The sequence below is a fragment of the Pseudomonas sp. GNP013 genome, from assembly GCF_054343995.1.
The window spans coordinates 1-25,959 of the sequence record NZ_JBTGUT010000001.1 but is presented as its reverse complement, the minus strand read 5'-3'; the positions used below and the strand labels follow the sequence as shown (position 1 = coordinate 25,959).

21 protein-coding genes are annotated in these 25,959 nt (G+C 61.2%); 16 read left to right on the top strand and 5 right to left on the bottom strand.

The features are described 5' to 3' along the window. Window positions 1-40: 40 nt before the first annotated feature. From ACXX81_RS00105 to yccS, 13 genes are all read left to right on the top strand, one after another. Window positions 41-988, top strand: coding sequence for a choline ABC transporter substrate-binding protein (locus tag ACXX81_RS00105; protein ID WP_060548166.1), 948 nt, complete (start codon window positions 41-43; stop codon window positions 986-988). Window positions 989-1,057: 69 nt separating this feature from the next. Beyond that, window positions 1,058-1,903: a choline ABC transporter permease subunit gene (gene choW / locus ACXX81_RS00100; RefSeq protein ID WP_015373144.1), complete on the top strand. Its 846-nt coding sequence runs from the start codon at window positions 1,058-1,060 to the stop codon at window positions 1,901-1,903. Then, window positions 1,900-3,078, top strand: coding sequence for a choline ABC transporter ATP-binding protein (choV, locus tag ACXX81_RS00095; protein WP_209985743.1), 1,179 nt, complete (start codon window positions 1,900-1,902; stop codon window positions 3,076-3,078). Before choW ends, choV begins: the two co-directional genes overlap by 4 nt. A gap of 230 nt (window positions 3,079-3,308) precedes the next feature. After that, entirely contained in the window at window positions 3,309-3,902 is a 594-nt protein-coding gene (betI, locus tag ACXX81_RS00090) for a transcriptional regulator BetI (protein WP_209985746.1), read from the top strand. Window positions 3,903-3,964: 62 nt separating this feature from the next. Continuing rightward, complete coding sequence (gene betB / locus ACXX81_RS00085) at window positions 3,965-5,437, top strand: betaine-aldehyde dehydrogenase (protein WP_209985748.1); 1,473 nt, start codon at window positions 3,965-3,967, stop codon at window positions 5,435-5,437. Between the two features lie 193 nt (window positions 5,438-5,630). Continuing rightward, window positions 5,631-7,325 (top strand): choline dehydrogenase, encoded by a 1,695-nt coding sequence (betA, locus tag ACXX81_RS00080; protein WP_209985752.1) that lies wholly within the window; start codon window positions 5,631-5,633, stop codon window positions 7,323-7,325. 345 nt (window positions 7,326-7,670) lie between these two features. Then, a complete protein-coding gene (locus ACXX81_RS00075; protein ID WP_458571029.1) occupies window positions 7,671-9,113 on the top strand; it encodes a TldD/PmbA family protein in 1,443 nt (480 codons plus the stop codon). Continuing rightward, entirely contained in the window at window positions 9,113-10,429 is a 1,317-nt protein-coding gene (locus tag ACXX81_RS00070; RefSeq protein WP_322212095.1) for a TldD/PmbA family protein, read from the top strand. The genes ACXX81_RS00075 and ACXX81_RS00070 overlap by 1 nt, the downstream gene beginning before the upstream one ends. 219 nt (window positions 10,430-10,648) lie before the next feature. After that, window positions 10,649-11,539 carry an alpha/beta fold hydrolase gene (locus ACXX81_RS00065; RefSeq protein ID WP_209985762.1) on the top strand — a complete coding sequence of 297 codons (891 nt, stop codon included), beginning with the start codon at window positions 10,649-10,651 and terminating at the stop codon, window positions 11,537-11,539. Between the two features lie 35 nt (window positions 11,540-11,574). Next, window positions 11,575-13,002 (top strand): multidrug transporter subunit MdtD, encoded by a 1,428-nt coding sequence (mdtD, locus tag ACXX81_RS00060; RefSeq protein WP_209985764.1) that lies wholly within the window; start codon window positions 11,575-11,577, stop codon window positions 13,000-13,002. Window positions 13,003-13,132: 130 nt separating this feature from the next. Beyond that, window positions 13,133-14,470 carry an ATP-dependent RNA helicase DbpA gene (gene dbpA / locus ACXX81_RS00055; RefSeq protein WP_458572558.1) on the top strand — a complete coding sequence of 446 codons (1,338 nt, stop codon included), beginning with the start codon at window positions 13,133-13,135 and terminating at the stop codon, window positions 14,468-14,470. 161 nt (window positions 14,471-14,631) lie between these two features. Next, window positions 14,632-15,810, top strand: a complete 1,179-nt coding sequence (locus ACXX81_RS00050; protein ID WP_231423499.1) for a BaiN/RdsA family NAD(P)/FAD-dependent oxidoreductase — start codon at window positions 14,632-14,634, stop codon at window positions 15,808-15,810. Window positions 15,811-15,970: 160 nt separating this feature from the next. Continuing rightward, on the top strand, window positions 15,971-18,154 hold the full coding sequence (gene yccS / locus ACXX81_RS00045; RefSeq protein WP_458571028.1) for a YccS family putative transporter: 2,184 nt from the start codon (window positions 15,971-15,973) through the stop codon (window positions 18,152-18,154). A 94-nt stretch (window positions 18,155-18,248) separates the two neighbouring features. Here the strand turns inward: yccS and ACXX81_RS00040 are convergent, their stop codons facing one another. Continuing rightward, window positions 18,249-18,986: a substrate-binding periplasmic protein gene (locus ACXX81_RS00040; RefSeq protein ID WP_209985772.1), complete on the bottom strand. Its 738-nt coding sequence runs from the start codon at window positions 18,984-18,986 to the stop codon at window positions 18,249-18,251. Window positions 18,987-19,186: 200 nt separating this feature from the next. On the opposite strand from ACXX81_RS00040, the gene ACXX81_RS00035 reads away from it, so the two are divergent. Then, complete coding sequence (locus ACXX81_RS00035) at window positions 19,187-19,639, top strand: GNAT family N-acetyltransferase (protein ID WP_458571027.1); 453 nt, start codon at window positions 19,187-19,189, stop codon at window positions 19,637-19,639. Window positions 19,640-19,743: 104 nt separating this feature from the next. On the opposite strand, the gene ACXX81_RS00030 is transcribed toward ACXX81_RS00035, so the two are convergent. From ACXX81_RS00030 to ACXX81_RS00020, 3 genes are read right to left on the bottom strand one after another with little or no spacing between them, the layout of a single operon-like run. Continuing rightward, entirely contained in the window at window positions 19,744-20,040 is a 297-nt protein-coding gene (locus tag ACXX81_RS00030) for a winged helix-turn-helix domain-containing protein (protein WP_209985779.1), read from the bottom strand. A 17-nt stretch (window positions 20,041-20,057) separates the two neighbouring features. Beyond that, window positions 20,058-20,558 (bottom strand): M48 metallopeptidase family protein, encoded by a 501-nt coding sequence (locus ACXX81_RS00025; protein WP_209985783.1) that lies wholly within the window; start codon window positions 20,556-20,558, stop codon window positions 20,058-20,060. Between the two features lie 43 nt (window positions 20,559-20,601). Continuing rightward, window positions 20,602-22,707 (bottom strand): putative bifunctional diguanylate cyclase/phosphodiesterase, encoded by a 2,106-nt coding sequence (locus tag ACXX81_RS00020; protein WP_209985787.1) that lies wholly within the window; start codon window positions 22,705-22,707, stop codon window positions 20,602-20,604. Window positions 22,708-23,015: 308 nt separating this feature from the next. Between ACXX81_RS00020 and ACXX81_RS00015 the strand changes: the two genes are divergently transcribed. After that, window positions 23,016-23,681, top strand: coding sequence for a polysaccharide lyase family 7 protein (locus ACXX81_RS00015; protein ID WP_209985789.1), 666 nt, complete (start codon window positions 23,016-23,018; stop codon window positions 23,679-23,681). Window positions 23,682-23,729: 48 nt separating this feature from the next. On the opposite strand, the gene ACXX81_RS00010 is transcribed toward ACXX81_RS00015, so the two are convergent. Then, a complete protein-coding gene (locus tag ACXX81_RS00010; protein ID WP_209985794.1) occupies window positions 23,730-24,125 on the bottom strand; it encodes a hypothetical protein in 396 nt (131 codons plus the stop codon). 581 nt (window positions 24,126-24,706) lie between these two features. Here ACXX81_RS00010 and ACXX81_RS00005 point away from each other — a divergent pair. Beyond that, a protein-coding gene (locus tag ACXX81_RS00005; protein ID WP_458571026.1) for an IS3 family transposase occupies window positions 24,707-25,929 on the top strand; the annotation gives its coding sequence in 2 pieces (ribosomal slippage) (window positions 24,707-25,058 and window positions 25,058-25,929; 1,224 coding nt in all). Window positions 25,930-25,959 lie beyond the last annotated feature (30 nt).

Genomic DNA, 25,959 nt, shown 5'->3' with positions numbered 1-25,959 from the left:
GCGGCGATTGCCGCCAGAAAAAACACAGGAGTCTAGCCCTATGAAAGCTTCACCCTCGTTGTTGTTGGCCGCCATGCTGAGTCTGCCCGTCATGACTCACGCTGCAGAACCGGAACAGTGCAAGACCGTCAACTTCTCCGATGTCGGCTGGACCGACATTACCGTCACCACCGCGACCACCAGCGAAATCCTCAAGGGCCTGGGCTACAAGCCGCGCACCACGATGATTTCGGTACCTGTGACCTACAAGTCGCTGGCCGACGGCAAGAACATGGACATCTTCCTCGGCAACTGGATGCCGACCATGGAAAACGACATCAAGCAGTACCGTGATGCCGGCACCGTGGAAACCGTACGCGCCAACCTGGAGAACGCCAAGTACACCCTGGCCGTGCCGGAAGCGCTGTACAACAAGGGCCTGAAAGACTTCGCCGATATCGCCAAATTCAAGGACGAGCTGGACGGCAAGATCTACGGCATCGAGCCTGGCAACGACGGCAACCGCACCATCCAGACCTTGATCGACAAAGACGCCTTCGGCCTCAAGACCGCCGGTTTCAAAGTCGTCGAGTCCAGCGAAGCCGGGATGCTTTCGCAGGTGGAGCGCGCTGCCCGGCGCGACAAGGCCATCGTGTTCCTTGGCTGGGAACCGCACCCGATGAACACCCGCTTCAAAATGAAATACCTGACCGGGGGGGATGATTCATTCGGCCCCAACTACGGCCAGGCCACCATCTACACCAACACCCGCAAGGGCTACACCCAGGAATGCAGCAACGTGGGCCAGTTGCTGAAAAACCTGGTGTTCAGCCTCGACATGGAAAGCACCCTGATGGGCAAGGTCCTGGACGACAAACAGAAGCCCGACGCCGCCGCCAAGGCCTGGCTGAAAGCCAACCCGCAAGTCCTCGATACCTGGCTCGCCGGTGTCACCACCGTCGACGGCAAACCCGGGCTCGACGCCGTTAAAGCTTACCTCGCCAAATAACCCCCGCTGACCCCGGGCCGGTGCGCTGGCCCGGGATGTTTTCCCCTTCGCATGTGGACATTCACTACCATGCTGACTGAACAGAAAATCCCACTAGGCCAGTACATCGCTGCCTTCGTCGAATGGTTGACCGAACACGGTGCCAACTACTTCGACGCAATCGCATCGACACTGGAAACGATGATCCACGGCGTGACGTTCGCGCTGACCTGGTTCAATCCACTGGCATTGATCGGTCTGATTGCGCTGCTGGCTCACTTCATTCAACGCAAATGGGGACTGACTGTCTTCGTCATCGTCTCCTTCCTGCTGATCCTCAACCTGGGGTACTGGCAGGAAACCATGGAAACCCTCGCGCAGGTGCTGTTCGCCACCCTGGTCTGCGTGGTCATCGGCGTGCCGCTGGGCATTGTTGCCGCGCACAAGCCGATGTTCTACACCATGATGCGGCCGGTACTCGATCTGATGCAGACCGTACCGACCTTCGTCTACCTCATCCCTACCCTGACCCTCTTCGGGCTGGGTGTGGTGCCTGGCCTGATCTCCACGGTGGTGTTCGCGATTGCCGCGCCCATCCGGCTGACCTACCTGGGCATCCGCGATGTACCGCAAGAGTTGATGGACGCCGGCAAGGCCTTCGGCTGCTCGCGCCGTCAGTTGCTCTCGCGCATTGAACTGCCCCACGCCATGCCGAGCATTGCCGCCGGTATTACCCAATGCATCATGCTGTCGTTGTCGATGGTGGTGATCGCCGCGCTGGTGGGCGCCGACGGCCTCGGCAAACCGGTGGTCAACGCACTGAACACCGCCGATATCGCCCTGGGCTTTGAAGCGGGCCTGGCGATCGTGTTGCTGGCCATCATGCTCGACCGCATCTGCAAACAACCCGAAGCCAAAGCAGGGGGTGATGCATGAGCATTATCCGATTCGACAAGGTCGACGTGATCTTCTCCAAGGACCCACGCGAAGCGCTCAAGCTGCTGGACCAGGGCATGAGCCGTAACGAGATTCTGAAAAAAACCGGGCAGATCGTCGGCGTGGAAAACGCCAGCCTGGATATCCAGAAAGGCGAAATCTGCGTGCTGATGGGCCTGTCGGGCTCCGGCAAGTCGAGCCTGCTGCGCTGCATCAACGGCCTCAACACCGTGAGCCGTGGCCAGTTGTTCGTCGAGCATGAAGGCCGCCAGATCGACATCGCCTCGTGCACACCCGCCGAGCTTAAGATGATGCGCACCCAGCGCATTGCCATGGTGTTCCAGAAGTTCGCCCTGATGCCCTGGCTGACGGTGCGCGAAAACATCAGCTTTGGTCTGGAAATGCAGGGTCGCCCGGAGAAAGAGCGACGCAAGCTGGTGGATGAAAAACTCGAGCTGGTGGGCCTGACGCAATGGCGCAACAAGAAGCCGGACGAGCTGTCGGGCGGCATGCAGCAACGTGTGGGCCTGGCCCGTGCGCTGGCGATGGACGCCGACATCCTGCTGATGGACGAACCTTTCTCCGCCCTCGACCCGCTGATCCGCCAGGGCCTGCAGGATGAACTGCTGGAACTGCAGCGCAAGCTGAACAAGACCATCGTGTTCGTCAGCCACGACCTGGATGAGGCGCTCAAACTGGGCAGCCGCATCGCGATCATGAAGGACGGCAAGATCATCCAGTACAGCGTGCCCGAAGAGATCGTGCTGAACCCGGCCGATGACTACGTGCGCACCTTCGTCGCGCACACCAACCCGCTGAACGTGCTGTGCGGCCGCAGCCTGATGCGCACGCTGGACAACTGCACGCGCGTCAACGGCTCTGTGTGCCTGGACCCGGGCGGCGACTCGTGGCTGGACCTGGCCGAAGGCAATACCATCCAGGGCGCGCGGCAGAACGGCGTGGTCATGAATCTGCAGAACTGGGCGCCGGGCCAGGCCGTGGAAAGCCTGGAGCGGGTACCGACGCTGGTGGATTCCAATATCGGCATGCGCGATGCGTTGCAGATTCGCTACCAGACCGGCAACAAGCTGGTGTTGCATGACAACCACAAGGTGGTAGGCATCCTCGGAGACAGTGAGCTGTACCACGCCCTGCTGGGCAAAAACCTGGGCTGACAGACACTGCACAAAAAAAGTGGGAGGGGGCTTGCTCCCGATAGCGGTGTATCAGCCACAGAGGGTGTGGCTGGCAGCCTGCCATCGGGAGCAAGCCCCCTCCCACTTTTTTTGTGCCGATTCCAGCCTGTGATTTTTTATTGATTGAACGTTCAATCAAAACAAAATAGACTGCCCCTCAAGCCGATGGCCGCATTTGGCCCATCAGCGGCCTAAGGAAGAGGTGAAACATGCCCAAGGTCGGTATGCAACCCATACGCCGCCAGCAGTTGATCGAGGCCACATTGACGGCCATCGACCAGGTCGGCATGGCAGACGCCAGCATTGCGCTGATCGCGCGTCTGGCCGGGGTGTCGAACGGCATCATCAGCCACTACTTTCAGGACAAGAACGGCCTGATCGCGGCAACCATGCGTTACCTGATGAACGTGCTGATCGAGCGCGTCCAGGAGCGCCGACAGGCGTTGGAAGACGACAGCCCCCGTGCACACCTGCAGGTGATCATCGGCGGCAACTTCGACGCCAGCCAGGTCAGTGGCCCGGCAATGAAAACCTGGCTGGCCTTCTGGGCCGCCAGCATGCACCACCCGTCATTGCACAGGTTGCAGCGGATCAACGATCACCGCCTGTATTCCAACCTGTGCTGCCAGTTCCGCCGTGTGCTGCCGCTGCCCGAAGCACGCAGCGCAGCCCGCGGCCTGGCGGCCCTGATCGACGGTTTGTGGTTGCGCGGCGCCCTCTCGGGAGACGCTTTCGACACGGCGCAGGCGCAGCGGATCGCTGACGAATACATGGACTTCCAATTGGCCAAGCAGGCGAGCTAGCGCACCAACACGCGCTCAACTGCCCAAACGCGCCAACCCATTAATGCACATGCGAGGACTTTATGGCCCGTTTCGAAACGCAAAAACTCTACATTGACGGCGGCTACAGCGACGCTGGCAGCGATGCCACCTTTGAAGCCATCAACCCGGCTAACGGTGAAGTTCTCGCCCACGTGCAACGCGCCACCTTCGATGACGTCGAGCGTGCCGTGGTCAGCGCCGAAAAAGGCCAGAAAATCTGGGCCGCGATGACCGCCATGGAGCGTTCGCGCATCCTGCGTCGCGCCGTCGATATCCTGCGCGAGCGCAACGACGAGCTGGCCGCCCTGGAAACCCTGGACACCGGTAAAGCCTTTTCCGAAACCCAATTCGTCGACGTCGTCACCGGCGCCGACGTGCTGGAATACTACGCAGGCCTGGTGCCGGCCATCGAAGGCGAGCAGATTCCGCTGCGCGACACCTCGTTCGTCTACACCCGCCGCGAACCGCTGGGCGTGGTGGCCGGTATCGGCGCGTGGAACTACCCGATCCAGATCGCCCTGTGGAAATCCGCACCGGCCCTGGCCGCCGGCAACGCGATGATCTTCAAGCCCAGCGAAGTCACCTCGCTGACCACCCTGAAACTGGCCGAGATCTACACCGAAGCCGGCGTACCGGCAGGCGTGTTCAACGTGCTCACCGGCAGCGGCCGCGAAGTCGGCACCTGGCTCACCGAGCACCCGCGCATCGAGAAAGTTTCGTTCACCGGCGGCACCGACACCGGCAAGAAGGTGATGGCCAGCGCTTCCAGCTCTTCGCTGAAAGAAGTGACCATGGAACTGGGCGGCAAGTCGCCGCTGATCGTGTTCGAAGACGCCGACCTGGACCGCGCCGCCGACATCGCAATGATGGCCAACTTCTACAGCTCCGGCCAGGTGTGCACCAACGGCACCCGTGTGTTCGTGCCCAAGCAGCTGCAATCGGCGTTCGAAGCCAAGATCCTTGAGCGTGTGGCGCGCATTCGCGTCGGCGACCCGCAGGACGAAAACACCAACTTCGGCCCGCTGGTCAGCTTCGCCCACATGGAAAGCGTGCTCGGCTACATCGCCAAGGGCAAAGAGCAAGGCGCACGCCTGCTGTGCGGCGGCGAGCGCATGACCGAAGGCGACCTGGCCAAAGGCGCCTACGTCGCCCCGACTGTGTTCAGCGATTGCACCGACGACATGGTGATCGTGCGTGAAGAAATCTTCGGCCCGGTAATGAGCCTGCTCACCTACGAGACTGAAGAAGAAGTGATCCGCCGCGCCAACGACACCGACTTCGGCCTGGCTGCTGGCCTTGTGACCAAGGACCTGAACCGCGCCCACCGCGTGATTCATCAACTCGAAGCGGGCATCTGCTGGATCAACGCCTGGGGCGAGTCCGACGCGAAGATGCCGGTGGGCGGCTACAAGCAATCGGGTGTGGGCCGCGAGAACGGGATCAGCTCGCTGAACAACTTCACCCGCATCAAATCGGTACAGGTTGAGCTGGGCGACTACGCCTCGGTGTTCTAAAACCGGGGGCAATGCCCCCCTGTGGCGAGCGGGCTTGCCCCGCGCTGGGCTGCGAAGCAGCCCCATTCCAGCCCGGCACAGTCTTTTCAGATAGAACTCCAGCGCTGATTTTGCGACTGCTGCGCAGTCGAACGGGGGGGCAAGCCCCCTCGCCACAAAAGCAGCCGAACCCAATTTTACGAGGGTGCATCCTATGTCCCAAGAATACGACTACATCATTGTGGGTGCCGGCTCGGCCGGTAACACCCTGGCGACCCGTCTGACCGAAGACGAAGGCGTCACCGTTCTGCTGCTGGAAGCCGGCGGCCCCGACTATCGTCTGGACTTCCGCACCCAGATGCCCGCCGCCCTGGCGTTCCCACTGCAAGGCCGTCGCTACAACTGGGCCTACGAGACCGATCCCGAGCCACACATGAACGGGCGCCGGATGGAATGCGGTCGCGGCAAAGGTCTGGGCGGTTCCTCGCTGATCAACGGCATGTGCTACATCCGTGGCAACGCGATGGACTATGACAACTGGGCCAAATTGCCGGGCCTGGAAGACTGGACTTACCTCGACTGCCTGCCGTACTTCCGCAAGGCCGAAACCCGCGACATCGGCCCGAATGACTGGCACGGCGGCGACGGCCCGGTCAGTGTGACCACGCCCAAGGCCGGCAATAACCCGCTGTTCAGCGCCATGGTCGAAGCCGGCGTGCAGGCCGGTTACCCGCGTACCGAAGACCTGAACGGCTACCAGCAGGAAGGCTTCGGCCCGATGGACCGCACCGTCACGCCCAACGGCCGTCGCGCCAGCACTGCGCGCGGTTACCTGGACACCGCCAAAAAGCGTTCGACCCTGACCATCGTCACCCACGCCCTCACCGACAAGGTGCTGTTCGAAGGCAAACGTGCAGTGGGCGTGCGTTACCTGATCGGTGCCGCCGAAGAACGCGTTGAAGCCCGTGCCCGTAAAGAAGTATTGGTCTGCAGCGGCGCAATCGCTTCGCCGCAACTGCTGCAACGCTCCGGCGTCGGCCCGGCCAAACTGCTGGAGAGCCTCGACATCCCGGTGGTCCACGACCTGCCCGGTGTCGGCGAAAACCTGCAGGACCACCTTGAGCTGTACCTGCAATACGCGTGCACCCAACCGGTGTCGCTGTACCCGTCGCTGCTCTGGTACAACCAGCCGGCCATCGGTGCCGAGTGGCTGTTCAACGGCACCGGCATCGGCGCCAGCAACCAGTTCGAAGCCGGCGGTTTCATCCGTTCGCGTCCGGAATTCGAATGGCCGAACATCCAGTACCACTTCCTGCCGGTGGCGATCAATTACAACGGCAGCAAGGGTGTGCAGGAGCACGGTTTCCAGGCGCACATGGGTTCCATGCGTTCGCCAAGCCGTGGCCGTGTGCAGGTGAAGTCGAAGAATCCACGGGACTACCCGAGCATCCTCTTCAACTACATGGCCTCGGAGCAGGACTGGGAAGAATTCCGCGACGGCATCCGCCTGACCCGCGAAATCATGCAGCAGCCGGCGCTGGACCCTTACCGTGGCCGCGAAATCAGCCCGGGCATCGAGGTGCAAACCGATGAACAGCTCGACACGTTCATCCGCGAGCACGCCGAAACGGCCTACCACCCTTCATGCTCGTGCAAGATGGGCACCGACGAGATGGCCGTGGTCGATGGCGAAGGCCGCGTGCATGGCATGCAGGGCCTGCGTGTGGTGGATGCGTCGATCATGCCGATCATCACCACCGGCAACCTGAACGCGCCAACGATCATGATCGCCGAGAAAATCGCCGACAGGATCCGCAACCGCCAGCCGTTGCCACGCAGCACTGCCGACTACTACGTGGCGGGCGATGCGCCGGTGCGCGGCAAACCGCTGCGTGAGATTGCGCAGTAACTGATACACCTTGTGGCGAGCGGGCTTGCCCTAATACCGTTCAGTTAAGCGCAGATTCCCTGTGGCGAGCAGGCTTGTCCTGCGTTGGGCTGCGCAGCAGCCCCAAAACCAGGCGCTGAGCCGTATCAGGTACACCGCGTTTTGCTCGATGGGGGGCGCTTCGCACCCCAACGCAGGGCAAGCCCGCTCGCCACAATAAGCCCACACATTTTCCTTAACTGAACGGCATTAGGGCTTGCCACAACGGTGCACCTGCCACAAAGCACTGCCTTTCCTTGATCAGCTCCCCAGCCCAGGCCTACTCTGTTCGCCTGCCCGCGCTGAGCCGCCCACAAGGAAGGCCCCATGTTCGACCACCACGCCACACTCAAACAGCACTTCAACGCCCTGCGCACCACCGCCGACTTCTTCTCGCTGCGCTATGTACGCGAATCCGGCCAGTACCTCTCGGTCCGCAAGAACGTCGCCGAACCGCCGCACCTCAGCCACGACGAAGGCGCCATGCTCACCGTGCGTCTCAACGGCGTGCAAGCCTACGCCGCGACCAACGACATCTCCCTCGCCGGCCTGCAAGCCGCCCTCGAGCGCGCCGAACAGCAAGCTCGCCAGATCAAGCCCCATGCCCTGCTCGACCTGCACCAGCAGCCGGTGTCCAGCGACGTGGCCGATTACCTGTCGCCCAATCTCGAGCAGGCCTTCCCGTCCCTCAGCGACTGCTACCAATTGCTGGGCGATGAATCCGCCGCCGTGCCCAGGGACGAGCGCCTGGTGAGCTGGGATGTGAGCCTGGGCCTCACCCACGTCGAGCAGATCTACCTCAACAGTGCCGGCGCCGAGCTGCGCCAGGCCCAGCGCTTTGTGTTCCCCGGCGTCAACGTCACCGCCTTTGATGGCCACGACAGCCAGACCCGTACCCTGGGCGGCAGCAACTTCGGCCAGCAGGGCGGCTTCGATGTGATCAGCCGCTTCGGCCTGATCGGCGCTGCGCCACGCGTCGCCGATCAGGCACTGCAACTCCTGCTCGCGCCGAACACCCCCCAGGGCCCGCGCGACCTGCTGTTGATGCCCGACCAGATGATCCTGCAGATCCACGAATCCATCGGTCACCCGCTGGAACTCGACCGTATCCTGGGGGATGAGCGCAATTACGCCGGCACCAGTTTCGTCAAGGCCAGCGACTTCGGTCAGCTGCAATACGGCTCGCCGCTGCTCAACGTGACCTTCGACCCGGACATCCCCGAGCAGCTGGCCAGCTATCACCATGACGATGACGGCACCCGCGCCAGCAAACAATTCCTGATCCGCGAAGGGCTGCTGCTCAAGCCTTTGGGTGGCGCCTTGTCGCAATTTCGCTCGGGCCTGCCAGGCGTCGCCAACAGCCGCGCCAGCGGTTGGAACCGCCCGCCCATCGACCGCATGGCCAACCTGAACATCGAGGCCGGCGACCAGAGCCTGGCGCAGATGATTGGCGCCATCGAGCACGGCATTCTGATGTCGACCAACCGCTCCTGGTCCATCGACGATGCGCGCAACAAATTCCAGTTCGGCTGCGAATGGGGCCAGTTGATTGAAAACGGCGAACTCAAGGGCGTGGTGAAAAACCCCAACTACCGGGCCATTTCCGCGCAGTTCTGGCGCAACCTCAGCGCGGTGGGCGACGCCAGCACGTTCCAGGTATTGGGCACGCCCAACTGCGGCAAGGGCGAGCCCAACCAGGTGATCCGCGTCGGCCATGCGTCGCCGGCCTGTGTGTTCAGCAACGTGGATGTATTTGGGGGAGATGCCTGATGAACGATTTCAAGGCATTGGTGCAGTGGCTCCAGCAAGCCGTCACCGACAACGAACAATTTCACCTGGGCTACGCGGCCGAGTCGTCCGAATTCGTGCGATTCAACCACGCCGAGGTACGCCAGGCCGGGCATGTGCAGCAGGCCAGCGTGAACCTCAAGCTGATCAGCGATGGCCGGCATGCCGACCTCGGCATCACTCTGGCCGGCTCGCCGGCACTGGATCGCCAGCGCCTCGCCGATGGCCTGCAACAGTTGCGCGAGACCTTGCCGTTGCTGCCACAGGATCCTTATCTGCTGCTCAATCAGGAGCCTTGGCAAAGCCACAATGAACACGTGAGGCCGCTGCCGGACCTGGCCCGCGTGCTGGAGGAGATCAGCCAGGCCGCGGCCGACGTTGACCTGGTCGGTTTCTACGCCGCAGGCCCGATCAGCCGTGGCTTTGCCAGTTCGAACGGCGCGTTCGGCTGGCATCAGGCCAATAGTTTCAACTTCGACTTCAGCCTGTTCCACGCCAACGGTGAAGCGGTAAAAGCCAGCTACGCCGGGCACACGTGGGACAGCGCCGAATTCGCCGCGCGCCTGCAGCAGGCGCGCGCGCAGTTGGCGTTCCTCGATCGCCCGCTGCACCCGCTGCCGCCCGGGCAATACCGCGCCTACCTGGCACCGGCGGCACTGGAAGAAATCATCAGCATCATCACCTGGGGCGGTTTTTCGGCCCAGGCCATCGCCAGCAAAGGCAGCTCGCTGCAAAAGCTCTATGCCGGTGAACAGCCGTTGAGCCCATTGGTGACCGTCACCGAGCAGATCAGTGGCTCGCTGAGCCAGGCGTTTTCCACCGAGGGTTACCCGCGCGGTGATGTCACGTTGATCAAGGCCGGTGCTGCCTGCGACCAGTTGGTGAACTCGCGCAGCGCCGCCGAATATGGCCTGCCCGCCAACGGCGCCAGCAGTGATGAATCCCCCAGCGCCCTGCAGATGGCGGCGGGCACGCTCGCCCAGGCCGATATCCTCAAGCAACTGGGCACCGGGCTGTACATCAGCAACCTGTGGTACCTGAACTACTCCGACCTGCCGGCGGCGCGCCTCACCGGCATGACGCGCTTCGCCACGTTCTGGGTGGAGAACGGCGAAATCAAGGCGCCGGTCAGCACCATGCGCTTTGATGACAGCGTCTACAGCCTGCTCGGCTCGCAGCTGGAAGCGCTCACGGCAGAGCGGGAATTGCTGTTGTCGCCGAGCACCTACGGCCAGCGCAACACCGCTTCCAATCTACTCCCGGGTGCGCTGGTCAAACGCCTCACCCTGACCCTCTAATCCTTGGGGGACGGGGCTTGCTGCCGGTGGCGGCGTATCAGTCATGCATGCGGTGACTGACACACCGCCATCGGCAGCAAGCCCTCTCCCACAGTGTCCTGCGTTGCTTCTGACATCTCCTTCCGAACTTGCATGACTCCCCGTGCAGCCTGTTGTCGTCTGCTGAAAAGCTCGCTATAACGGTTAGTGGCATACCGCCATCTCACAGGAAGTGCGACGATGAATCATGGAAGTTTCGTCATAGAGAAGCTGTTCAAGCATTACAACATTCACGTAGAGCAACTGGGCAACGACCCGCAGCAGAAAACCGTGCTGATGGTCAATGGCGCGCTGTCCACCACGCGCTCCTTTGCGCGCACCAGCAAGTGCCTGGCCGAACATTTCAACGTGCTGCTGTTCGACCTGCCGTTCTCCGGTTACTCGCGCGAACACAACACCGACCTCGACCTGGTGACCAAGGACGACGAGGTGCACATCCTGCGTGCGCTGGTGGAGCGCTTTGCGGTCAACCATCTGGTGTCGGCGTCCTGGGGCGGTATCTCCACGCTGCTGACCCTGGCCCATAACCCGCCGTCCATCGAAAGCTCGGTGGTGATGGCCCTGGCACCCAACCTCAACCCCGTGATGCTCGACTACGTGGAACGCGTGCGCGTGCTGATCGAGGCCGATGACAAATCCGCCGTCGGCCATCTGCTCAACGAGACGGTCGGCCAGTACCTGTCGCCGCGCCTCAAGCGCAACAACCACCGCCACCTGTCGAACATGGCGACCACCGAGTACCGCCAGGCGCGTTTTCACATCCACCAGGTGCTGGCACTGGGCGATGGCAACTACCTGCCGGCGCTGCGCCAGATCGACACGCCGGTGCATTTTCTCAACGGCGCGCTGGACGCCTACACGCCGGCCGCCGACGCCCGTTTGTTCAAGCAATACGTGGGACGCAGCAGCTTTGCCGTGGCCGAACACACCGGCCACCTGCTCGATCTGGAATCGCGCGAGGCGGCAGCGGCAGTGCACCGGGCGCTGTTGGACTTTTTGGTCGGCAAACACGCGACGCTGTCGGAATTAGACGAACCGCCAATGGGAAAACGCGCGGCGGATGGCGCATAATCGGCGATACATAGCCAGCTAACCAAAGGACTGCCATGCCGACCCGCGCTCCTCTCGATGCCAAGACCGCTCGCTGGCTGCCCTGGGTGGTGGCGATTGCCTTCTTCATGCAGTCGCTGGACGGGACGATTCTCAACACGGCCCTGCCGGCCATGGCCCAGGACCTCGCGGAAAACCCGCTGCGCATGCAAGGGGTGGTGATCGCCTATATGCTCACCGTCGCCTTGCTGATCCCCGCGTCGGGCTGGATCGCCGACCGCTTCGGCACCAAGAAAATCTTCTTCGGCGCAATCATGCTGTTCAGCATCGGCTCGCTGCTGTGCGCACTGTCCAGCAGCCTGAGCATGCTGGTGGGCGCGCGGGTCGTGCAGGGCCTGGGCGGCGCGCTGATGCTGCCGGTCGGTCGGCTGGTGGTGCTGCGCGCCTACCCGCGCTCCGAGCTGGTGCGGATCATGGGGTTCATCACGATTCCCGGCCTGCTCGGTCCACTGCTCGGCCCGACCATGGGCGGCTGGATGGTGCAATACATGACTTGGCACTGGATCTTTCTGATCAACCTGCCGGTGGGCATCATCGGCTGCTTCGCCGTGTGGAAATTCATCCCCGACCTGCGCGGCAGCGAGCGCACGCGCTTTGACGGTATGGGCTTTGTGCTGTTTGGCGCGGCGATGGTGCTGATCACCATCGCCATGGAAGGCCTGGGCGAACTGCACCTGCCGCACCTGCGCGTGATGCTCCTGCTGTTCGGCGGGCTGGCGTGCCTGGCGGCGTACTGGCTGCGCGCCGGGCATATCGAGAATCCGCTGTTTTCGCCGGTGCTGTTCAAGACCCGCACCTTTGCCGTGGGCATCCTGGGCAACCTGTTCGCGCGCCTGGGCAGCGGCGCCCTGCCCTTTCTGGTGCCGCTGCTGTTGCAGGTGGCGCTGGGTTATTCACCGTCCCAGGCCGGCATGAGCATGCTGCCCCTGGCGGCGGCAGCGATGTTCGCCAAGTCCATCGCACGGCCGCTGATTGAGCGCCTGGGTTATCGCGCGGTGCTCACCGGCAACACCCTGGCGCTGGGCCTGATGCTGGCGAGCATGGGCCTGGTCAGCGAGCAGACGCCCTACCCGCTGCTGCTGGCCATGCTGGCGGTGCTGGGGGCGATCAACTCGTTTCAATTTACCGCGATGAATACCGTCACCCTGATCGACCTCGATGACGCCCAGGCCAGCAGCGGCAACAGTTTGCTGTCGGTGGTCGCGCAATTGTCCCTGAGCCTGGGCGTGGCCTGCGCCGGTGCGTTGCTCGGCGGGTTCACCGCCGACGCCGGCAACGATGGCGTGAACACGGTACTTGGCGCATTCCAGCTGACCTTCCTCACGGTGGGCATCATGGCGATGCTGGCGGCGGCGATCTTCCTGCAGTTGTCGCCAAGCGACGGCAAACGGGCGATCAACCGCGAACACGATCTCGAGCACTGACGGGCGTCTCGTCTAGAACTTGCGGGGAAAATTTCACAGGGCTGCTACACTGCGCGACATTTTGTTTTGCAGAGCCAGTCCCGTGACTACCATCGCCACCGCTTTTAATACTTTGCCCCTGTCCGCCGCCATGCTGGCTAACCTCGACTCGCTGGGTTACGTCGAGATGACGCAGATCCAGGCGCAAAGCTTGCCGGTGATCCTCAAGGGACTGGACCTGATTGCCCAGGCCAAGACCGGCAGCGGCAAGACCGCCGCCTTCGGCATCGGTCTGCTGAACCCGATCAACCCACGCTACTTCGGTTGCCAGGCGCTGGTGATGTGCCCCACCCGTGAGCTGGCCGACCAGGTCGCCAAGGAAATTCGTCGCCTGGCCCGCGCCGAAGACAACATCAAGGTGCTGACCCTGTGCGGCGGCGTGTCCCTCGGCCCGCAGATCGCCTCCCTCGAGCACGGCGCCCACGTCATCGTCGGCACCCCGGGGCGCATCCAGCAACACCTGCGCAAGGGTTCGCTGGTGCTGGACGGCCTGAACACGCTGATCCTCGACGAAGCCGACCGCATGCTCGACATGGGCTTCTACGACGCCATCGAAGACATCATCAGCAAGACCCCGCCACGCCGCCAGACCCTGCTGTTCTCGGCCACCTACCCGGTGAGCATCAAGCAACTGGCGTCCAAGTTCATGCGCGCGCCGCAACAGGTGAAAGCCGAAGCGTTCCACTCCGATGACCAGATCGAGCAGCGTTTCTACGAGATCTCGCCGGAAGAACGCATGGACGCCGTGACCCGGGTGCTGGCGCATTTCCGCCCGGCGTCGTGCGTGGCGTTCTGCTTTACCAAGCAGCAGGTGCAGGAAACCGTGGATCACCTGACCGCCAAGGGCATTTCCGCGGTCGGCCTGCACGGCGACCTGGAACAGCGCGACCGTGACCAGGTGCTGGCGATGTTCGCCAACCGCAGCACCTCGGTGCTGGTCGCCACCGACGTGGCCGCGCGCGGCCTGGACATCGACGCGCTGGACATGGTGATCAACGTGGAACTGGCCCGCGACTCGGAAATCCATATCCACCGCGTGGGCCGTACCGGCCGCGCCGGTGAGACCGGCATCGCCGTCAGCCTGGTGGCACCGTCCGAAGCGCACCGTGCCCAGGCCATCGAGCAACTGCAGAAGTCGCCGCTGAACTGGGACCAACTGGACAACCTCAAGCCGCAAAGCGGAGGTCCGTTGCTGCCGCAGATGAGCACCCTGTGCATCGCCGCAGGGCGCAAGGACAAAGTGCGTCCAGGCGACATCCTTGGCGCGTTGACCGGTGACGCGGGTATCCCGGGTGCCCAGGTCGGCAAGATCGCGATCTTTGATTTCCAGGCCTTCGTGGCCGTGGAACGCGGCATCGCCAAACAGGCGCTGCAGCGCTTGAACGACGGCAAGATCAAGGGCCGCTCGCTGCGCGTGCGTATCCTGTAAGACCCTCCCCGTCCAGGTGGAGCCCCCCTGTGGGAGGGGGCTTGCTCCCGATAGCGGTGTATCAGTTGCAGATGCTCTGACTGACACACTGCAATCGGGAGCAAGCCCCCTCCCACAGTGTTGATTGCATTTCAGATCAATATTTTTGTGAGGACATGGCTGTGCGCTCGACCGAAGTTGTGATCATTGGCGCCGGCGCCGCAGGCTTGATGTGCGCACTGACCGCCGCCGGGCGCGGGAGGCAGGTCATGTTGCTGGACCACGCGAACAAGGCCGGCAAAAAGATCCTGATGTCCGGCGGTGGCCGCTGCAACTTCACCAATATGTACACCGAGCCGGCCAACTTTCTCTCGCACAACGCGCACTTCTGCAAGTCCGCCCTGGCGCGCTACACCCAGTGGGATTTCATCGCGCTGGTGGCCAAACACGGTGTGCCGTACCACGAGAAGAAACTCGGCCAGCTGTTCTGCGACAACAAGTCCAGCGACATCCTCGGCATGCTGCTCGACGAATGCATCCAGACCGGTGTGAGCCTGCACCTGGACACCTCAATCGAAACCATCGCCAGGGTCGACAACGGCTATCGGTTGCAGACCACCCTGGGCGAGCTGCACTGCGAATCCCTGGTGATCGCCACGGGCGGCTTGTCGATCCCGACACTGGGCGCGACCGGTTTTGGTTACCAAGTGGCCAAGCAATTTGGCCACGAGCTGCTGCCAACCCGCGCCGGGCTGGTGCCGTTCACCATCACCGACCAGCTCAAGGACCTGTGCGGCGAGCTGTCCGGTACCTCAGTGGATTGCCTGGTCAGCTGCAACGGCCAGAGCTTTCGCGAGAACATCCTGTTCACTCACCGTGGCCTGAGTGGGCCGGCGATTTTACAGATTTCCTCGTACTGGGAATCCGGCGACACGGTGGAGATCAACCTGCTGCCCGACCACGACGCCCACACCTGGCTGCAAGCGCAACAGGCCGAGCGCCCCAACAGCGAGCTGAAAACCCTGCTGGGCGAAATCTTCACCAAGAAGATGGCCAACCTGCTGGCGGACACCTGGTTTGCGTCCAAGCCGATGAAGCAGTACACCCATGCCGAAATTGCCGACATCGCCAACAAGTTGGGCAACTGGCAATTGGTGCCGGCGGGGACCGAAGGCTATCGCACCGCCGAGGTGACGCTGGGCGGGGTGGATACGCGAGAAGTCTCGTCCAAGACCATGGAATCCCTGAAAAGCCCGGGCCTGTACTTTATTGGCGAAGTGCTGGACGTGACCGGGCATCTGGGCGGGTTCAACTTCCAGTGGGCCTGGGCCTCGGGTTATGCGGCGGCGCAGTACGCCTGAAGGATGTACTCGATCACATGTGGGAGGGGGCTTGCTCCCTCCCACATTTGGTTGGTGGTGTGCCAGAGAGATATTTTGCCCTCTGATGTGATCACCGCCCTTGCCGTGGCGTCATTACTGGCTCAATTTAGCGACATCGCTCCGGAAGACGCCCGACTTCATGTCATCGACCTCGTTCAAGCACTCCCTGCGGCGCCTGTGGGCGCTGGATAAATTCAGCTACAGCATTCGGGTGTTCATCGCCCTCACCGGCAGCATGGCGCTGTGCTGGTATCAGAATGAAATGGCGCTGTTGATCCCGTTGTTCCTGGGGATCATCGCCAGCGCGCTGGCCGAGACCGACGACAGTTGGCAGGGCCGCCTCAACGCCCTGGCGGTGACACTGGTGTGTTTCAGCATCGCCGCGCTGTCGGTGGAGTTGCTGTTCCCCTACCCCTGGTTTTTCGCCCTCTCGCTCGCCCTGGCGACGTTTTGCCTGACCATGCTCGGCGCGCTGGGCGAACGCTATGGCGCGATTGCTTCGGCCACGCTGATTCTGTCGGTGTACACCATGATCGGCGTGGACCAGCGCGGCGGCGCGGTCACCGACTTCTGGCACGAGCCGGCGCTGCTGGTGGCCGGCGCGGCCTGGTACGGCGTGCTGTCGGTGTTATGGCAGGCGCTGTTTTCCAATCAGCCGGTGCAGCAGAGCCTGGCGCGGTTGTTTCGTGAGTTGGGCCGCTATCTCAAACTCAAGTCGTCGCTGTTCGAACCGATCCGTCAGTTGGATGTGGAAGCTCGCCGCCTGGAACTGGCGCAGCAGAATGGCCGGGTGGTTGCCGCGTTGAACGCCGCGAAGGAAATCATCCTGCACCGCGTGGGCAATGGTCGACCGGGCTCGAAGGTCAGTCGTTATCTCAAGCTGTACTTTCTCGCCCAGGACATCCACGAACGCGCCAGTTCGTCCCACTACCCGTATAACGCGCTGGCCGATGCGTTCTTCCACAGTGACGTGCTGTTCCGCTGCCAGCGCCTGTTGCGTCAGCAGGGCAAGGCCTGCCAGGCGCTCGGCGAGTCGATCCAACTGCGCCAGCCGTTCATCTATGACGACAGTTTCGCCGAGGCCCTCGGCGACCTGAACGCCTCGCTGGAACACCTGCGCCTGCAGAGCAATCCGGCCTGGCGCGGCCTGCTGCGTTCGCTGCGGGCCCTGGCGGCCAACCTGTCGACCCTCGACCGCCTGCTCGGCGACGCCAGCAACCCTGACGCCCTGGCCGACGCCACCGACAGCAACCTGCTGGACCGCGCGCCGCGCAACCTCAGGGAAATGTGGACACGCCTGCGCACCCAGCTCACGCCAACATCGCTGCTGTTTCGGCATGCGTTGCGCCTGTCCCTGGCGCTGACCATCGGCTACGCCACCCTGCATGCCATTCACGCGTCCCAGGGTTACTGGATCATCCTCACCACGCTGTTCGTTTGCCAACCCAACTACGGCGCGACGCGGCGCAAGCTCGGCCAGCGGATCATCGGCACGGCCATCGGCCTCACAGTGGCCTGGGCGCTGTTCGACCTGTTCCCCAGCCCTCTGGTGCAGTCGATGTTCGCCATCGCCGCCGGCCTGGTGTTCTTTATCAACCGCACCACCCGCTACACCCTGGCCACGGCGGCCATCACGCTGATGGTGCTGTTTTGTTTCAACCAGGTGGGCGATGGCTACGGGCTGTTTCTGCCAAGGCTGTTCGATACCTTGCTGGGCAGCCTGATCGCGGGCCTGGCGGTGTTCCTGTTCCTGCCGGACTGGCAGGGGCGGCGCCTGAACAAAGTGCTGGCCAACACCCTGACCTGCAACAGCATCTACCTGCGCCAGATCATGCAGCAATACGCCGACGGCAAGCGCGACGACCTGGCCTACCGCCTGGCCCGACGCAACGCGCACAACGCCGACGCGGCGCTGTCCACCACGCTGGCCAACATGCTGATGGAGCCAGGGCACTTTCGTAAGGAAGCCGACGTGGGCTTCCGCTTTCTGGTGCTGTCGCACACCTTGCTCAGCTATTTGTCGGGGTTGGGCGCACACCGCGACACGCAACTGCCGCCGCAGATGCGCGAGCAGTTGATCGACGGTGCGGGCGACAGCCTCGCGGCGAGCATCGATGAAATCGCCAGCGGCCTGGCCAACAAACAACCGATTACGATTCAAAGCGATGCAGAGGAAGCCCTGGCGGCGCAGCTTGAGCAGATGCCGGATGAAATCGATGAAGGGCAGCGACTGGTGCAGACGCAGTTGGCGTTGATTTGCCGGCAGTTGGGGCCGTTGCGCACGTTGGCGGCGCATTTGATCAAGGATACCCGCGCGGCTTGAATCGCTATCGGGAACAAGCCCCCTCCCACAGTTTGATGTGTGAATACCTTTCAACTGTGGGAGGGGGCTTGCTCCCGATGGGTCCTCAAGAACATTACATCCCGTGCTGTTTCATCAACCGCGCATAACTGCCATCCGCCTTCATCCTGGCAATCTCGCGATCAAACCCCGCCACAATCTGCGCATGCTCGGGGTTCTTCAGGCTCACCAGGATATGCAGACTGTTTTCACTCAATGGCTTGGGCAGAAACTCCACTGCATTGCGCACCCGCGCGGATTCACGCGCCAGGTAAAAGCGCGCCACGTATTCATCCTCCACCGTCAGCCGCACCCGCTCGGCCGCCAACATGCGCACGGCCATGGCGAAGTTGTGCACCGGAATTTTCTGCAACTGCGTGTCGGCATCGAACGCCGTCGAATACGCATAGCCGCGCACTACCGCGATGGGTGCCTCGTGCAGTTGCGCCAGGTTCTCGAACTCGATCGGGTCTTCGCGGCGCTTGATGAATCGCACGCGATTGAGCAGGTACTCGGCGGAAAACTGCCCCAACTGCGTGCGCGCCTCGTCATACCAGGCGTTGATCAGCACGTCATAACGCCCATCGCCCACGCCCTTGAGAGCACGGGCCCAGGGCACCTGCTCGAAGTCACTGGCGTAGCCGGCGCGGGCCAGAGCAGTCGTGACGATATCGGTGGCCAGGCCGCCATTGACCAGCGTGGCATCGGTAAACGGCGGCCACGCATCTGCAGTCAGGCGCAAGCGCTGCGCGTACAGGGGCTGGGCCAGCAACAACACTCCAAATAAAGCAACGGCACGAGAGAATCGCGGCATGCTCAAAATCCTTGGCAGGCAGGCTTTGGCCCTGGCGCAGGGCAATCCTGAGGCTGTAACAGTAGCTCAGATTACACAAACTGACCGGCGGCGCACCCAGACAATGATGGCAAATTGAGGTCATTCACAAAAATAGCTGATTTAGACACGAACGCTCGTCCCGCTTACTATCGGCGCCAGGCACTTATCGGACATCTATCATGACAGTGGATTGGCTCTGCAAGCATCACACCGACCTGGGCAAGGAGCAGCTGTACGCCATCCTGCGGCTGCGTTGCGAGGTGTTCGTCGTTGAGCAGCAGTGCGTTTATCAGGACATCGACGGGCAGGACCTGGACGGTGACACCCATCATATGATGGCCTGGGAAGGCGATGAACTGGTGGCTTACCTGCGCCTGCTTGACCCAGCGCTGCAAGGCGGCGATGTGGTCATCGGCCGGGTGATCGTGGCGCCCTCGGCCCGCGGTACGGGGTTGGGACACCAGATGATGGAGGAAACACTCAGGCAGATTGAGCCTATCTGGCCGGATACGCCGATTTATCTATCGGCCCAGGCGCATCTGCAGGGGTATTACGGGCGGTATGGGTTTGTGGCAGAGGGGGAGCAGTATCTGGAGGATGGGATTCCACATAGGGGTATGCGGCGTGCCTGAGGGCGCTAGCGGGAGCAAGCCCCCTCCCATATTTAAAGGTGTTCACACGTCAACATGTGGGAGGGGGCTTGCTCCCGATGGCGTCAGCCCAACCACCGCCAGCTTCAGGGATACCCCAACACCCGCTTGATCGACGCCAGATTTGCCTCGATCCACTGACGGTCTATCGCCCCCCAACTGCGCACCCGATAGCACCCCGCATGGTTGCGGGCGCCGTCTTCCTGCTCGAACTCACACACAATATCCAGATCCGCCAACGCCGCAATCGTGTCCTGGGCGGTGCGGCGCGGCATGCCCGTCAGCTCGGTCAACGCCGGCACGCTGCTGGCCTGCCCGCTGTCGATCAGGTAGGCCACATACAAGCGGCGGTAGAAACTGCTCTTGGTCTTGCTCACGTCCATGGTCGTTCGCCTTGTGCTTAAGTCTTGCCCTGCAAATCGCGCCAGGTGAGGTACACCCGCAGGTCGAATTCCACCTGATGGTAGCCCGGCATCATGTACTCGCAGAGTTTGTAGAACGCTTTGTTGTGGTCCGATTCCTTGAAGTGCGCCAGCTCGTGCACCACGATCATGCGCAGAAATTCCGGCGCCGCTTCCTTGAACAGCGCGGCGATGCGAATCTCTTTCTTGGATTTGAGGTTGCCTCCCTGCACCCGGGAAATCGTGGTGTGCAGGCCCAGGGCGCGGTGCGTGAGATCCAGGCGGTTGTCGAACAGCACCTTGTCGATGGCCGGCGCATTGCGCAGGTGCTCCTGCTTCAAGGCCAGGGCGTACGCATACAGCGCCTTGTCGCTCTGCACGGCGTGGCGCTCGGGGTAGCGTTGCTCGAGGTAGGCGCTCAATTGGTCCCTGGCGATCAATTGGCGAACGTGTTCCTGGAGGGCCGCTGGGTAGGCCTGGAGGTATTTCAGGGTGGTCATTGAGGTCTGCAACAGGCTTGGGATGGGCGCCAGTGTAGCGAATTCAACGTTGCCGAGCGCGTGCCCAGTCAACGACCTCGTCGGCCATCAAGGGCTTTGATGCCCATGCGCCCTGAATGAACCGGCAGCCATTGGCCTTGAGCCAATCGGCCTGCGCCTGGGTATCCACGCCCTCGGCTACCACCAGCACGTCGAAATGCGTGCACAGCTCGATAATGCTGCGGGCCATCGCTGCATCCCGCGCCGAATCCGGCAGCCGGGCGACCAATTGCGGGTCCAGCTTGAGGGTGTCGAACGCCAGGTCGCGCAGATGGGCGAGTGAGCAGTTGCCCAAACCGAAGTCGTCCAGGGCAATCCGTACACCGATGCGGCGCAACAGCTTGAGCTGTTTGATGGATTCTTCGAGGTTGCTCATCAGGCTGTCTTCGCTGATTTCCACCTCCATCTGACGGCCCTGTAACCCATGTCGGTCAAGCACCTGCTGCAACTGGGTCGCCAGGTTGGGCATATTGAACTGACTTGCGCTCAGGCTCACGCTCAGCACCAGTTCACCGTCGAAACAGGTCTGCCAGGCCTGGCGTTGCGCGGCGACTTGCTGGTAAATCCAGGCGCTCAACTGGCTGATCAGCCGCGCTTCTTCCAGCAGCGGCAGAAACAGCCCCGGCGGTACGTCGCCGACGCTGGGATGCTGCCAGCGCAACAGCGCTTCGACGCCGCGCAAACGACCGGCGTCGAGGGACACCTGGGGCTGGTATACCAGGGTGAATTCCTTGTTGTGGATTGCCGTGCGCACGCTGTCTTCCAGCATCAGGCGCGAACGTGCGCGACCGTTCATTTCCTGGTCGTAATAGCGATATTGCTGACGTCCCGCGCGCTTGGCTTCGTACATGGCAATGTCGGCCGCGCGCAGCAGGCCGTTCAGGTCCGAGCCACAATCGGGAAACGTAGCAATGCCGATGCTGACCCCAAGCATCACATCCAAACCATCAACCTGATGACAAACAGACACTCGTTCGATCAGCTTCTCTGAGATCTTTGCCGCCTGCTCCGGGAACTCCAGCTCCAGCAACGCGGTGAACTCATCCCCACCCATGCGCCCGAGAAGGTCGCACGAGCCCAGGCATGCCTTGATCTGCTCGGACACCCAGCGCAGCACCCGGTCACCGGCATCATGGCCCAACGAATCGTTGACCCGCTTGAACCCGTCGAGGTCCAGGTAGAGCAGCACCAGCGACGCCTCACTGCGTTCGCCGCGCAGCAGAATGCTGTCCACCGCCTGTTGAAAACCACGACGGTTCAAAAGCCCGGTCAACGGGTCGGTCACGGCCTGGAACTCGAGTTGCTGATGCAGGTGACGCACTTCGGACATGTCCAGCACCGTCACCACCATGGCCTTCTGCTCGGCGGGCAGGCGCGCGCAGGACAACGCCACCGGCACCTGCTGGCCTCGGCTGGTACGCAGGATCGCATCGTGCAGGCGCCAGGTTTCGCCGCTGCGGTAACCGGCGTACATCTGCGAATCGAACCAGGCCGGCACGTGGGGTTTTTGCAGAAAGCGCAGAAACTCCTGGCCCTGCAGCTCATCGGTGGTGGCGTTGAGCAGACGTGAGATCGCCGGGTTGGCGTACTGAATCACGCCGTCCTCGCCGACCACCAGAATGCCCTCGGCGGCGTTGTCGAGCACCGAGGCGTTGAACGCGCGGGCCAGCTCCAGATCATGGCTCAAACGCTGCAAGGCCCGGCGGTTGCGCTGGTGGTCGAGCAACGCCTGGACTTTGGGCTTGAGGATAAGCGGATCGAAGGGCTTGAACAGGTAGTCGATGGCACCGCTGGCGTAGCCCTCCAGCACGGAGGCCGGCGACTGCGCGTTGGCACTCAGGAAGATGATCGGCGTCATGCAGGTGCGCTGGCTGCCGCGCATCAGGCGAGCGACTTCAAAGCCGTCCATGCCGGGCATCTTCACGTCCAGCAAGACCAGATCGACGTCGTGCTCCAGCAACAGTCCCAGCGCTTGCACACCGGAATCGGCGGTTATCACCTGCCAATCGTCATGCTGCAACAGCGCGCGCATGCTGATGAGGTTTTCCGGGTAATCATCGACCACCAGAAGAACCGAACTGCCATCGCGGTGGTGTGGAGCGCATTCCATGCTACGTCTCTTCCTTAGGAACTGACCCGGTCACTTCCGACAGAAAACCCGGACAAATACTGAGGCCTCACTCTAGCCTTGGAACCTGCAAATCAGAAGTGACGCAGGTGCCATCATTGCGCCAAAGCCGGGGAAGCCGACTAACGGTCGAGCGCTACACCCCACGGGGTACGGGAACATGGCTTTTTGGTATTCCTTTGACGCCAGAAATTTGCCACAAAATAATTAACAACCTGGTGAGTTCCGCCTATAAATAAACTCTGGAGCCCTCGGGCTAAAGCCTTCTCTTTCCTTAAAAGGCCAACACCATGATCGACCTTTCCACCTGGAACCTGAGCATTCCGGTAGGCTCGCCCCCCTCGACCATCGACACCCCCAAGCTGATGAACGGCTTCAAGGACCAGTACTTTCAGGCTGAAGGCAGCAACGTGCAATTCTGGACACCGGTAACCGGCACGCGCACCGACAATGCCATCTACCCCCGCAGCGAACTGCGCGAAACCTACGCCGACGGCCGCCTGCGCAACTGGAACTATCCCGATGCCGACAACTTCCTGCGCGCCACTCTGGAAGTGAACCAGGTGCCCTCCAGCGGCAAGGTCGTGATCGGCCAGATCCATGCCTACGACAGCCAGAAACCGCTGATCAAGCTGGAATACCAGTTCAAGGAAAAAACCCAGAGCGGCAACATTGTCGCCAAAGTGCGCATGCGCCCGGACGACGACGAAAGCCGCGTGATCACCGTCGCCACCAACGTGCCGCTGGACAAGAGCTTTACCTACGTGATCAACCTCAACAAGGCAGGGCTACTCAGCGTGGAGGCTGCCGACGGGCAATGGAACGAGCGCATCGGCGCGGCATGGGGCGCAAAGCCTTTGTACTTCAAGGCGGGGGTGTACGTGCAGGACAACAGCGGCGACAGCAAGGAAGGCGCGCGGGTGAAGTTTGCGAAGTTGGATATTGATCACGAGTGACGCCAGGAAGCAGCCCCGTGAATAGCGGGGCTTCTCAGTCAGATCACCTTATTCAACGCACATCAACATGAAGCCCATTGACGAATCACCGGCCGGCTTGTTGTCGCCCACCTTGAGCGTCAAGACGTTAACGTAATTAATCGCCGGAACGCTGCCCAACTTGGCGTGTCCGTAGAAAATGTGATCATTGGAGCTGACATCGGTGACCGAGACCGTACAGAAACGCGGAACCTCCTTAAACGTCCCGGGAACAAATCTGACCTTGTAGTCTGAAAAGTAATCAGGCTGAGCGGTTAACTTAACGTCCTTTATCCACAGAGGCGATTGGGCGGTTATTACGCCCTTTGCATCAACAGACGCGGTGAATACCCGCTCCTTCGCAAAGGCTGCCGTGCCTATTGTCAACAACGCCATCATGACAGCGGCTTTTTTGATATATCCCATCACTAACTCTCCATCATCAAATAGATTCAATGCGCGTTCAAAACACGAACTTAAACTATTCGAGATGAATAAAATCACACCTTGGATGGCGCACATAAAAAATAGAAAATAGTCAATGCCTGACGGGATTCACCCTACAAGATCTTTAATGTTCAGGCATCTTTCCATGCCTAACGTGAGTATTTGTATTGCGAATCACGGATACGAATTGGCCAGTGCTTTCTGTGACGAAAACAGTCACTTTTCTGCCACATTAAGATTTCAGGGCCCTGAAACCATAGCCATTACCGCACAATGTAGACTCGCAAACAGTGCATCGTCCTGGGGACCCAGTATGACTATTAATTTAAGCTAATACTGGCGCAGCAAAAAAGTTACTTAAGCAGCTCGCCAATACTCGCCTGATGCCATCGCAGTTAGGCTACTCAAAAACTAATCTGGTTACACCCCGTATGGCGGACACTCATTTTTCATGAGTGTCCGTATGCATAAAAAAAGCCCGCATCATGCGGGCTTTTTTTGATACCTTGTCCCGTCCTGAATAAGGTTTACACCTTCTGACCTTTCTTCAGGAGGACTCAATGGATACGGGAAAAAGGCGCAGCCAACGCGATTACACGCTAGCTTTTAAATTGTCGGTCGTAGACCAAGTCGAAAAAGGCGAGTTGAGTTATAAAGAGGCTCAACGGCGCTTTGGCATTCAGGGCCGGTCCACGGTACTGGTTTGGCTACGCAAGCATGGCCGACAGGACTGGAGCCAAGGCGCCTCAATCCGAGCGCCGCGGAGCAGGCCGATGACCGACCCCCACCTCCCGCTGACACCCGAGCAGCGGATTAAAGAGCTTGAAGAACAGTTGGCGCTGAGCAATCAAAGGGCCCAGTTCTTTGAAGCTGTCGTGAACGTCTTGAAAAATGATTACGGTGTGTCCATCGTAAAAAAGCGACCCGGCAAGTCCTCTCGCAAGGGCAAATCCAAGACCTGAGCATTACCAGGGCTTGCCTGTTCATGGGAATTTCGCGCCAAGCGTATTACAAACGTAACCAAGCCGTTGATGCGAGAGCTCACCAAGACCAGCAAGTAGTGGACTTTGTTCTGGAAAAGCGGCGTCGTCAGCCGAGGTTAGGCACGCGCAAGCTGCATTATCTGATGAGCACTGAGGCTGAAGTGCAGGTAATTGTTGGTCGAGACCGTCTTTTTTCCATCTTGCGCGAAGCGCGAGAGCTGGTTCCTCGAAAGCGTGCCTATCATAAAACTACGCATAGCCATCATCGGTTCCGCCGCCATCCCAACCTGCTCAAAGCAGGCCCGGAACAAGTTGTCGCTGGCAGGCCCGAGCAGGTTTGGGTTGCAGATATTACCTATCTGCCCACGCGGGAAAGTGTTGTTTACGTCAGCCTGATAACAGACGCGTACTCACGCAAGATCGTGGGTCATCATGTGCATGACAGCTTGCATACGGAGTCGGTGGTCAAAGCATTGCAGAAAGCTGTTAGCCAGCGAAAATCCAAGCAATCGCTGATCCATCACTCGGATCGCGGGGCCCAATACTGCTCCGACCTGTACCAGCAAATGCACGCCAAGCATGGGATCAAGTGCTCAATGACGGACGGCTACGATTGCTATCAGAACGCGATGGCAGAGCGGGTAAACGGGATTTTGAAAACTGAGTTTTTGCTGCACCGGCCCAAAGATTTGGCGGATGCCGTAAAAATGGTGGATGAGTCGGTGCTGATCTACAACGGGGAGCGGCCGCACTTATCCCTGAAATACAAAACGCCCGATGCGGTGCATCAGGCGTTTTGAGACTGAAACAGGTGTAAACCTATTTCAGGA

Bases quoted from the DNA above. Each gene is read 5' to 3' on its own strand.
- ACXX81_RS00105 (WP_060548166.1), top strand. From the start codon at position 41: ATGAAAGCTTCACCCTCGTTGTTGTTGGCCGCCATGCTGAGTCTGCCC.
- choW (WP_015373144.1), top strand. From the start codon at position 1,058: ATGCTGACTGAACAGAAAATCCCACTAGGCCAGTACATCGCTGCCTTC.
- choV (WP_209985743.1), top strand. From the start codon at position 1,900: ATGAGCATTATCCGATTCGACAAGGTCGACGTGATCTTCTCCAAGGAC.
- betI (WP_209985746.1), top strand. From the start codon at position 3,309: ATGCCCAAGGTCGGTATGCAACCCATACGCCGCCAGCAGTTGATCGAG.
- betB (WP_209985748.1), top strand. From the start codon at position 3,965: ATGGCCCGTTTCGAAACGCAAAAACTCTACATTGACGGCGGCTACAGC.
- betA (WP_209985752.1), top strand. From the start codon at position 5,631: ATGTCCCAAGAATACGACTACATCATTGTGGGTGCCGGCTCGGCCGGT.
- ACXX81_RS00075 (WP_458571029.1), top strand. From the start codon at position 7,671: ATGTTCGACCACCACGCCACACTCAAACAGCACTTCAACGCCCTGCGC.
- ACXX81_RS00070 (WP_322212095.1), top strand. From the start codon at position 9,113: ATGAACGATTTCAAGGCATTGGTGCAGTGGCTCCAGCAAGCCGTCACC.
- ACXX81_RS00065 (WP_209985762.1), top strand. From the start codon at position 10,649: ATGAATCATGGAAGTTTCGTCATAGAGAAGCTGTTCAAGCATTACAAC.
- mdtD (WP_209985764.1), top strand. From the start codon at position 11,575: ATGCCGACCCGCGCTCCTCTCGATGCCAAGACCGCTCGCTGGCTGCCC.
- dbpA (WP_458572558.1), top strand. From the start codon at position 13,133: ATGCTGGCTAACCTCGACTCGCTGGGTTACGTCGAGATGACGCAGATC.
- yccS (WP_458571028.1), top strand. From the start codon at position 15,971: ATGTCATCGACCTCGTTCAAGCACTCCCTGCGGCGCCTGTGGGCGCTG.
- ACXX81_RS00040 (WP_209985772.1), bottom strand. From the start codon at position 18,986: ATGCCGCGATTCTCTCGTGCCGTTGCTTTATTTGGAGTGTTGTTGCTG.
- ACXX81_RS00035 (WP_458571027.1), top strand. From the start codon at position 19,187: ATGACAGTGGATTGGCTCTGCAAGCATCACACCGACCTGGGCAAGGAG.
- ACXX81_RS00030 (WP_209985779.1), bottom strand. From the start codon at position 20,040: ATGGACGTGAGCAAGACCAAGAGCAGTTTCTACCGCCGCTTGTATGTG.
- ACXX81_RS00025 (WP_209985783.1), bottom strand. From the start codon at position 20,558: ATGACCACCCTGAAATACCTCCAGGCCTACCCAGCGGCCCTCCAGGAA.
- ACXX81_RS00020 (WP_209985787.1), bottom strand. From the start codon at position 22,707: ATGGAATGCGCTCCACACCACCGCGATGGCAGTTCGGTTCTTCTGGTG.
- ACXX81_RS00015 (WP_209985789.1), top strand. From the start codon at position 23,016: ATGATCGACCTTTCCACCTGGAACCTGAGCATTCCGGTAGGCTCGCCC.
- ACXX81_RS00010 (WP_209985794.1), bottom strand. From the start codon at position 24,125: ATGGGATATATCAAAAAAGCCGCTGTCATGATGGCGTTGTTGACAATA.